Source organism: Streptomyces sp. NPDC006283, assembly GCF_040613325.1.
In the GTDB taxonomy this organism is placed as follows: domain Bacteria; phylum Actinomycetota; class Actinomycetes; order Streptomycetales; family Streptomycetaceae; genus Streptomyces.
Genome location: NZ_JBEXRZ010000090.1, coordinates 19468 through 27968 on the forward strand (window position 1 = coordinate 19468; position 8501 = coordinate 27968).

Annotated in this window: 6 protein-coding genes; 5 read left to right on the top strand and 1 reads right to left on the bottom strand. The window is 70.4% G+C overall.

The genetic code is table 11. The annotated features are described in order from the left end of the window. Window positions 1–16: 16 nt before the first annotated feature. Window positions 17–634 carry a 5-formyltetrahydrofolate cyclo-ligase gene (locus ABZ070_RS19880; RefSeq protein WP_356635574.1) on the top strand — a complete coding sequence of 206 codons (618 nt, stop codon included), beginning with the start codon at window positions 17–19 and terminating at the stop codon, window positions 632–634. Here the strand turns inward: ABZ070_RS19880 and ABZ070_RS19885 are convergent. Then, entirely contained in the window at window positions 600–3419 is a 2820-nt protein-coding gene (locus ABZ070_RS19885) for a penicillin acylase family protein (RefSeq protein ID WP_356635576.1), read from the bottom strand. The genes ABZ070_RS19880 and ABZ070_RS19885 overlap by 35 nt on opposite strands. A 217-nt stretch (window positions 3420–3636) precedes the next feature. Between ABZ070_RS19885 and ABZ070_RS19890 the strand changes: the two genes are divergently transcribed. From ABZ070_RS19890 to ABZ070_RS19905, 4 genes are all read left to right on the top strand, one after another. Continuing rightward, window positions 3637–5148 carry a potassium/proton antiporter gene (locus ABZ070_RS19890; protein WP_356635586.1) on the top strand — a complete coding sequence of 504 codons (1512 nt, stop codon included), beginning with the start codon at window positions 3637–3639 and terminating at the stop codon, window positions 5146–5148. Window positions 5149–5389: 241 nt separating this feature from the next. Further along, entirely contained in the window at window positions 5390–6661 is a 1272-nt protein-coding gene (locus ABZ070_RS19895) for an MFS transporter (protein WP_356635578.1), read from the top strand. 67 nt (window positions 6662–6728) lie between these two features. Continuing rightward, on the top strand, window positions 6729–7064 hold the full coding sequence (locus ABZ070_RS19900) for an FmdB family zinc ribbon protein (protein WP_356635580.1): 336 nt from the start codon (window positions 6729–6731) through the stop codon (window positions 7062–7064). 82 nt (window positions 7065–7146) lie between these two features. Continuing rightward, window positions 7147–8010, top strand: a complete 864-nt coding sequence (locus ABZ070_RS19905; protein WP_356635582.1) for an S-methyl-5'-thioadenosine phosphorylase — start codon at window positions 7147–7149, stop codon at window positions 8008–8010. Window positions 8011–8501 lie beyond the last annotated feature (491 nt).

Below are 8501 nucleotides of genomic sequence, written 5' to 3' on the forward strand. Positions count from 1 at the left end.
GGTTTACAGGCGGGCGATGAGAGGCGACATGTCGGAAAAAAGTGAGCTTCGCGCCGAACTCCTCGGCACTCGGCGGCTTCTGTCCTCCCAAGACGTCCAGGACACCGCCGCGGTTCTCGCGCGCCACGCCCTGGAGCTTCCGGAGCTGTCCGGCGCCGGCACCGTCGCGGCCTACGTCTCCGTCGGGAGTGAGCCCGGCACGCGCGCGCTGCTCGACGCGCTGCGCGCCCGGGGCGTGCGCGTCCTGCTTCCGGTGCTGCTGACCGACAACGATCTGGACTGGGGGCTCTACCGGGGGCCGGACCACCTCGAGCGGGCCGGGCGCGGCCTGCTCGAGCCCGACGGCGAGCGGTTCGGCCCGGACGCCGTCGTCACGGCGGACGCCGTGCTGCTGCCCGGGCTCGCGGTGGACGCCGGCGGCATGCGGCTCGGCCGCGGCGGCGGCTCGTACGACCGGGTACTGGCCCGTCTCGTGGCGGCCGGGGCGGACCCCGCCCTGGTGGTGCTTCTCTATGCGAACGAGGTGGTCGCGCGGGTCCCCGCGGAACCGCACGACCACCCCGTGCACGCAGTCGTGACGCCCGACGGCGTCAGGCGCTTTACGGAGCCGACTCTCCCGCGGGCACGAGCGTGAGGGTGTCGACGGCCTTCGCCGACACCGCGGCCGGGCTGTAGGCCCAGTCCAGCAGCTCGCCGTTCGCCCACTTGTCGGTCTGGTCGGTGTAGTGCGCGTTGTAGGCGTGGCCCGACGCTCCGGTGAGGTTGATCCACCGCGACTCGTCCCACTCGCCGACGTTGACGACCATCCGCATCGACGGAACCCACACGACCTCGTAGCCGCCCGCCGCGTTCCACCCGGTCGCGTTGACCGCGGCTTCGCCGCCGCCGACGTTCCACGGGCCGCGGTTGAGCATGAACTGCAGGAAGCCCGGTCCCTCGGTGCCCAGCGTCTGGTTCTTCAGCGTGAGCTGGTGCAGGCGGCCCCAGCTCCAGCTGGAGACGTCCTTGCCGAGCTCCGCGGTCAGCTCCCAGCGGGCGTCGTCCATGGCGCGGCCCAGGAGCTCGTCACGGGTGTCGGTCGCCTTCTCCGTACGGGTCTTGGGCGCCTGCCACCAGGCGTTGCCCTCGTCCTTCAGAAGCCGGCGGACCACCTCGAACCAGCGGTCGCCGCCGTCCGGCTGCGCCGATTCGCCGTCCCGCTGGCCGCACTCGCGCACCCGCTCCTCGAGGTCGTCGTCCGGGCCTGTGCTGTCGGCCGGCCGGACGCTGAGGCACTCGCCCTCGACGCGCAGCTCCTTGGGGAGCTTGTTGCCGAACGCCAGCTTGAGGACGTTGCGCCACACGGCGTTGAAGTACGCGGCAGCGCCGGAGTCGGGCTCCTGCGTGTAGTCCCAGCCTTCGAGCAGCCTCTGCGCCTCGCGCACGTACGGGTCGGAAACGTCGATCTTCAGCAGGTAGGGCGTGAGCAGCTTGGCGATCTCGCTGCTGTTGTCCATCTGCATGGTGCGCATGTCTTCGGTCGAGATCTTGCCGCCGCCCTGGATCTTCGACTCGACGAGGTCGTTGATCCGCTGGCTGCGGGCGCCGTACCCGTAGTCCTTGGTGATCAGATACGGGTACTTCTCGGCGTCGATGACGGCCTGGTTGGCGGTGACGATGTAGCCGCGTTCCGGGTTGTACTCGTACGGCAGCTGGTCGAAGGGGACATAACCCTTCCACTTGTACTTGGGGTCCCAGCCGGGCGCGGGCGTCGAGCCGTCCCCCTCGGCACGGACCGGGATCTTGCCAGGGGCCTGGTAGCCGATGTTGCCCTTGGTGTCGGCGTAGATGAGGTTCTGGGAGGGCACCTCGAACTTCCGCGAGGCCTTGCGGAAGCTCTGGAAGTCCTTGGCCCGGTTGAGCTCGAAGACGGCGTCCATGGTGTTGCCGGGCTGGAGGGCGGTCCACTGCAGGGCGACTCCGTAGCCGGCGCCGCGGTCGGGTGCCGCGTTGGAGACGGGGGCCTTCTCGCCGACCTTCTCCAGCTCTTCGCTGCGGTCGGAGACCAGGGGGCCGTGTTCGGTGGAGCGGACCCTGATCGTCTTGCTGGCGCCGCCCGCGACCTTGATCACCTCGTCGCGGGTGGTCAGCTTCTTTTCCTCGTCGCCGACGAGGTAGCTGTCGCCGGTCAGCTTTTCGAGGTACAGGTCGGTGACGTCGGCGCCGAGGTTGGTGAAGCCCCAGGCGATGTCCTGGTTGTGGCCGATTATCACGCCCGGCATGCCGGAGAAGGTGTATCCCGCGACGTCGTACTGGCAGGCCGGGGAGGCCTTACGGCAGTGCAGGCCCATCTGGTACCAGAGCGAGGGCAGCTGGGGGGCGAGGTGCGGGTCGTTCGCCAGCAGGGGCTTGCCGGTGGTCGTGTTCTCCCCGGCGACGACCCAGGAGTTGGAACCGATGCCGTTCCCGCTGGGGCCCAGGAGCGCCGGGATCGCGTCGACGGTCTCGGAGAGCGCAGACAGCTGCGAGTTCAGCCCGGAGGCCGCGCCGGCCCCGCTGTCGCCGGTGCCGGTGCCGGCGCCGGTGCCCGTGCCCGTGTTCGAGCCGTCGCCGGTGCCCGCGCCACTACCGCTGCCGGTTGAGCCGTCGTCGAGGTCGGAGGGCTTGGCGGCCGGGTCGAACTTGTCGGTGACCTGGCTGATGCCGCCCTCCTGCACGATCGGCTTGTTGCGGTCGAAGGGATAGGACGGGTAGAGGTCCTTGATCTGCTTCTCGCTCAGCCTGCTCGTGAGCAGGGAGCGGTCGATCTCGTCCTCGATGTTCCCGCGCAGGTCCCAGGCCATCGCCTTGAGCCAGGCCACCGAGTCGACCGGCGTCCACGGCTCGGGCTTGTAGTCGACGGTGAAGGACAGCGCCGCGTACTCGACCGAGATCTCCTCGGCGGAGCGGCCCTTGAGGTAGGCGTTGACGCCGTCCGCGTACGCCTTCAAAAACTTCTTCGTCTCGGGCGAGAGCTTGGTGTCGTACTCCTGCTGGGCAACCCGGCGCCAGCCGAGTGTGCGGAGGAACGCGTCCGTCTCGACCTGCCCCGCGCCGAACATCTCGGAGAGCCGGCCGGACGTCATGTGCCGGCGGACGTCCATCTCCCAGAAGCGGTCCTGCGCCTGGACGAAGCCCTGGGCACGGAACAGGTCCTCGTCGCTGTCCGCGTAGATCTGCGGGATGCCGTGGTCGTCGCGTTTGACCTCGACCCGGCCGCTCAGCCCTGCGAGTTGGATCGACCCGGTGGTCTGCGGGAAGGAGGCACGCACCGTACTGATGCTCCAGTACGCCCCGAAGCCGACGCCCGCGACGAGCGCCAGCACCAGGACGAGCACGAGCAGGCGGGCGCGTCGCCCCTTCTTCTTCTTGGGGGAAGAGGCGGTTGTGTTGGCGGGCATCGCTGTCCTTCGAGGGGCAGGGTGGTCCTGGGAATGCAGAGGCAACTCTAGGCGCAGCTCCCGACCGGCCCTGACGCGGTATCCACAAGGCACCATCCGCCCACAGACAAACAGATCATCAGACCGTCAAGGAAGCGTTAAAGATTAGGTAAGGTAACGAAGTGTCGCCCGCCGGTACGAGGAACCGGCTGCCGGGCGCGAGGGGAAGGATCGGCCACTGACTGTCCACCAGCTCAACGAACTCCTGCTCGTCTGCGCGCTCGTTCTGCTCGTCGCCGTGGCGGCCGTGCGCATCTCCTCGCGCAGCGGGCTGCCCAGCCTGCTGCTGTATCTCGGCATCGGGGTCGCGATGGGTCAGGACGGCCTGCTCGACGTCAAGTGGGACAACGCCGGACTGACGCAGGTGATCGGCTACGCCGCGCTCGTGGTGATCCTGGCCGAAGGTGGACTGAGCACGAAGTGGAAAGAGGTCAAACCCGCGTTGCCGGCGGCAGCCGCGCTGGCAACGGTCGGCGTCGCGGTGAGCGTCGGTGTCACGGCTGCCGCCGCCCACTATCTGGTGGGGCTCGAGTGGCAGCCCGCCCTGATCGTCGGCGCGGTGGTCTCCTCGACGGACGCCGCGGCGGTCTTCTCCGTGCTGCGCAAGGTGCCCCTGCCGTCCCGGGTGACGGGAGCACTGGAGGCGGAGTCCGGCTTCAACGACGCCCCCGTGGTGATCCTGGTCGTGGCGTTCTCGTCGACCGGGCCGATGGACTCGTGGTACGTGCTGGTCGGCGACATCGCGCTGGAACTGGCGATCGGCGCGGCCGTCGGACTGGCGACCGGCTGGCTCGGCGCCTTCGGCCTGCGGCGGGTCGCGCTGCCCGCCTCCGGCCTCTACCCGATCGCGGTCATGGCGATCGCGGTCGTGGCGTACGCCGCCGGCGCCATGGCGCACGGCAGCGGCTTCCTCGCCGTCTACCTCGCCTCGATGGTCCTCGGGAACTCCAAGCTGCCGCACGCACCGGCCAACCGCGGGTTCGCCGAGGGTCTCGGCTGGCTCGCCCAGATCGGCATGTTCGTCCTGCTCGGCCTGCTCGTGTCGCCCCACGAACTGCTCCGCGACTTCTGGGCCGCCGTGGTGGTCGGCCTGATGCTGACCGTGGTGGCGAGGCCGGTCGGGGTGTTCATCAGCCTGCTCCCCTTCCGGATCCCGTGGCAGGAGCAGGTTCTGATGTCGTGGGCGGGCCTGCGCGGCGCGGTACCCATCATTTTCGCGACGATCCCCATGGTCTCCGGCATCGAGGGCAACGACCGGATCTTCAACATCGTCTTCGTCCTGGTCGTCGTCTACACCCTGGTCCAGGGGCCGACGCTGCCCTGGCTGGCGAAACGGCTGCGGCTCGGCGGCCCCACGGAGGCGGCAGACCTCGGCATCGAGTCCGCGCCGCTGGAGCGGCTCCGAGGGCACCTGCTCTCGGTCGCGATCCCCGAGGGATCGCGGATGCACGGCGTGGAGGTTGCGGAGCTGCGGCTTCCGCCTGGTTCCGCGGTCACCCTCGTCGTACGGGACGGCAAGAGTTTCGTGCCGCTGCCCGCGACGGCGCTGCGCCACGGGGACGAGCTTCTCGTGGTGGCGACCGACCCCGTGCGGGATGCGGCGGAACAGCGGCTGCGGGCGGTCGCCCAGGGCGGAAAGCTCGCGGGCTGGCTGGGCACCGGAGGCACCACGCGTCGTCGATCCCTGTGATCCCAGGAACGAGCGGCGCACCTCCACCCTTTTCCCAGGAGCGGGCGGCGAAGTTGCCTGTACCATGAAGGCACACTGATCGACCAACTCTGCCTGACGCAGAGCTGGCGCGACCGTATGGCGGCCGCGGAGTCCCCCGCAGTGGACCCCGGTATCTACCGCAGTTCAGCGCAAGAGGACAGCTCTCGGCGGCTCCCGTACACCCAGGGGAGCGCTACCAGGCGGCAGAAAGGCAAGGACCGTGGTGTCCACGGTCACCTCCGGCAAGCGACCTGGTTACGGGCAGCTGCTCCGCACCCCTGGCGCTTGGACATTCCTGCTTCCCGGGTTCGCCGCCCGGCAGCCCTTCGCGATGCTCACCATCGGCATCGTCCTGCTCGTCCAGCACACCACCGGCTCGTACGGCAGCGCAGGCGCCGTCGCCGCCGTGACCGGCGTGTCGATGGCTCTGTTCGCGCCGCAGAGCGGCAAGCTCGCCGACCGCTTCGGACAGCGCGCGGTGCTGATCCCCGGCGTTCTCGTGCACACGGCCTCGGGCGCCGCGCTCACCGCTCTGGCACTCGCCGGCGCGCCGTTGTGGGCGCTGTTCGCGGCGGCCGTGCCGACTGGTGCCTCCGTGCCGCAGGTCGGCCCGATGGTGCGGGCCCGCTGGGCGGCGCGGCTGCAGGGCTCGCCCCTGATGTCGACCGCCGCGGCCTTCGAGTCCGTGACGGACGAGTTCACGTTTGTCGTCGGTCCGGTCCTGGCCACTGCCCTGTGCACCGGGGTCCACCCGGCCGCGGGCCTGGTCGCGGAGTCCGCACTGACCCTGGTCGGCGGACTGCTCTTCGCCGCCCAGCACCGCACCCAGCCCGCCCACGGCCGGATCCTCGCCGACGCGGAAGCCAAGCGCACCTCCGCGCTGCCCGTGCCGGGCGTGCGGGTCCTGGCGGTGGCCTTCCTCGGCATCGGCGCGGTCTTCGGCGGTATGCAGGTCTCGCTGACGGCCTTCACCGAGGAGATCGGGCAGCCCGGCATGAACGGCCTGCTGTACGGGCTCTTCGCCGCCGGCAATATGCTCGCGGGCGTCGCGGTCGGGGCCATCGCCTGGAAGAGCGGACCGCGCCGCCGGCTGCTGCTCGGCTACGCGGGCCTCACCCTCGCCGCGTCCCTGCTGTGGACGGCCCACTCCGTCGTGCTGCTCGGCGCGCTCGGCCTGGTCGTCGGCCTGTTCATCGCGCCCGCCCTGATCACCGGCTACACGCTCGTGGAGTCGTTGGTGCCCGCATCAGCGCGTACCGAGGCCTTCACCTGGCTGACCGGCGCGGTGGCGCTGGGCCAGGCGGCGGCCGTGACGGTGGCCGGACGGCTGGCCGACGGCTACGGCGCGAGCGCCGGATTCGCCGTGCCGCTGGTGGGCACCGCGCTCGCCCTGGTCACCCTCGTGGCTCTGCGTTCGCGGCTGTCGCCGAGCGCCCCTGGACGGGTCGCCGCGCGTGGGATCGGTCACCGAGTGCCTGTGACGGTGGACTGATCCGGCGGAATACGTCAGTATTGAACGTCGTTAGCACTCATCGAGTGAGAGTGCCAGGAGGAAGACAGTGCCGACCTACCAGTACCAGTGCACCGAATGCGGCGAGGGCCTCGAGGCGGTGCAGAAGTTCACCGATGACGCCCTGACCGTATGCCCCAGCTGCGACGGACGCCTGAAGAAGGTGTTCTCCGCGGTCGGCATCGTCTTCAAGGGCTCCGGCTTCTACCGCAACGACAGCCGTGGCTCGTCGTCGAGCAGCTCACCCGCGTCGACGTCCTCGACGACGAACACGAAGTCGTCGTCGGACTCGAAGGCGGCGACCTCTTCGGCCTCCGCTTCCACCTCGTCGTCGTCCTCCTCGACGTCGTCGAGCGCATCGAGCGCTTCCGGCTCCGCTGCCTGATCCTCAACGCCTCAAGGACCCCGCCGCAGCACCACCGTCGGCGGGGTCCTCGGCATCTCCGGCTGCGGCTACTGTGATCGCCATGGCGACCAACTCGAACGCAAGCGAAGCGGCCCGACCGGCGGAGATCGGCGTGATCGGCGGCTCGGGTCTCTACTCCTTCCTGGAGGACGTCACCGAACTCCAGGTCGAGACCCCGTACGGCCCGCCGAGCGACTCGCTGTTCCTCGGGGACATCGCGGGCCGTCGGGTCGCCTTCCTGCCGCGGCACGGGCGCGGCCACCATCTGCCGCCGCACCGCATCAACTACCGCGCCAACCTGTGGGCCCTGCGGTCCGTCGGCGCCCGGCAGGTGCTGGCGCCGTGCGCGGTCGGGGGCCTGCGGCCGGAGTACGGGCCCGGCACGCTGCTCGTACCCGACCAGTTCGTCGACCGCACCAAGGCGCGCGCGCAGACGTACTTCGACGGCCTGCCGCTGCCGGACCGGACGGTGCCCAACGTCGTACATGTGTCGCCGGCCGATCCGTACTGCCCCCGGGGGCGCAGGACCGTGCTCGCGGCGGCCCGGGGGCGCGAGTGGGAACCGGTCGACGGCGGGACGCTCGTGGTCGTCGAAGGGCCCCGGTTCTCGACACGCGCCGAGTCCCGGTGGCACGCGGCGATGGGCTGGTCGGTGGTCGGCATGACCGGCCATCCAGAGGCCGTCCTCGCCCGTGAGCTGGAGCTCTGCTACACGTCGATCACGCTGGTCACGGACCTGGACGCGGGAGCGGAAGCCGGCGAGGGCGTCTCGCACGAAGAGGTGCTCAAGGTGTTCGCGGCCAACGTGGACCGGCTGCGGGGTGTGCTGTTCGACGCGGTGGCCGGGCTGCCGGCGAACGAGGACCGCGACTGCTCGTGCGGCCGTGCGCTGGCGGGTATCGATCCGGGCATGCAGCTGCCGTAGGACGGATGCCGCAGGACGCAGCCGTAGGACGGATGCCGCAGGACGCAGCCGTAGGACGGATGCCGCACGACGGATGCCGCAGGGCCGCTTGTCACCCGTGCCGGTGAGCGAGTTGTCCACATGTGGCGGTCTGTCCACAGCCCTCAGCGGCACGGCGACGGAACGTGGATCGTGAGGAGCGGTCGGTCACGGGCACAGGGCCCGGGCCACTCCCCATGACAGGCGGTGCGCGGCATGTCCCTTCTTCCTTCGACCCCTCTCCCTTCTCCCGCACCGGAGCCTCTGGGTGTACCGCCGTTCCCCCCGTTGCGGGTCCGCGGCGGAGCGCAGCGGCTCAGGCGTGCCGTGTGGCGGCAGCGACGCACACTGGCGGCGGGACTGGCCGTGACGGCCGCGGCGCTCCAGCCCGTGCTCGACCGGCTGCGCGGCCGCGGTGCGGACCTGTTCGTGGTGGGTCCGGCGGCCCAGGTCGAGGCGGCGTCGGCGGGTTT

What these genes read in the sequence shown, in the direction of transcription:
- ABZ070_RS19905 (WP_356635582.1), top strand. Translation starts at nt 7,147, where the DNA reads ATGGCGACCAACTCGAACGCAAGCGAAGCGGCCCGACCGGCGGAGATC.
- ABZ070_RS19885 (WP_356635576.1), bottom strand. Translation starts at nt 3,419, where the DNA reads ATGCCCGCCAACACAACCGCCTCTTCCCCCAAGAAGAAGAAGGGGCGA.
- ABZ070_RS19880 (WP_356635574.1), top strand. Translation starts at nt 17, where the DNA reads ATGAGAGGCGACATGTCGGAAAAAAGTGAGCTTCGCGCCGAACTCCTC.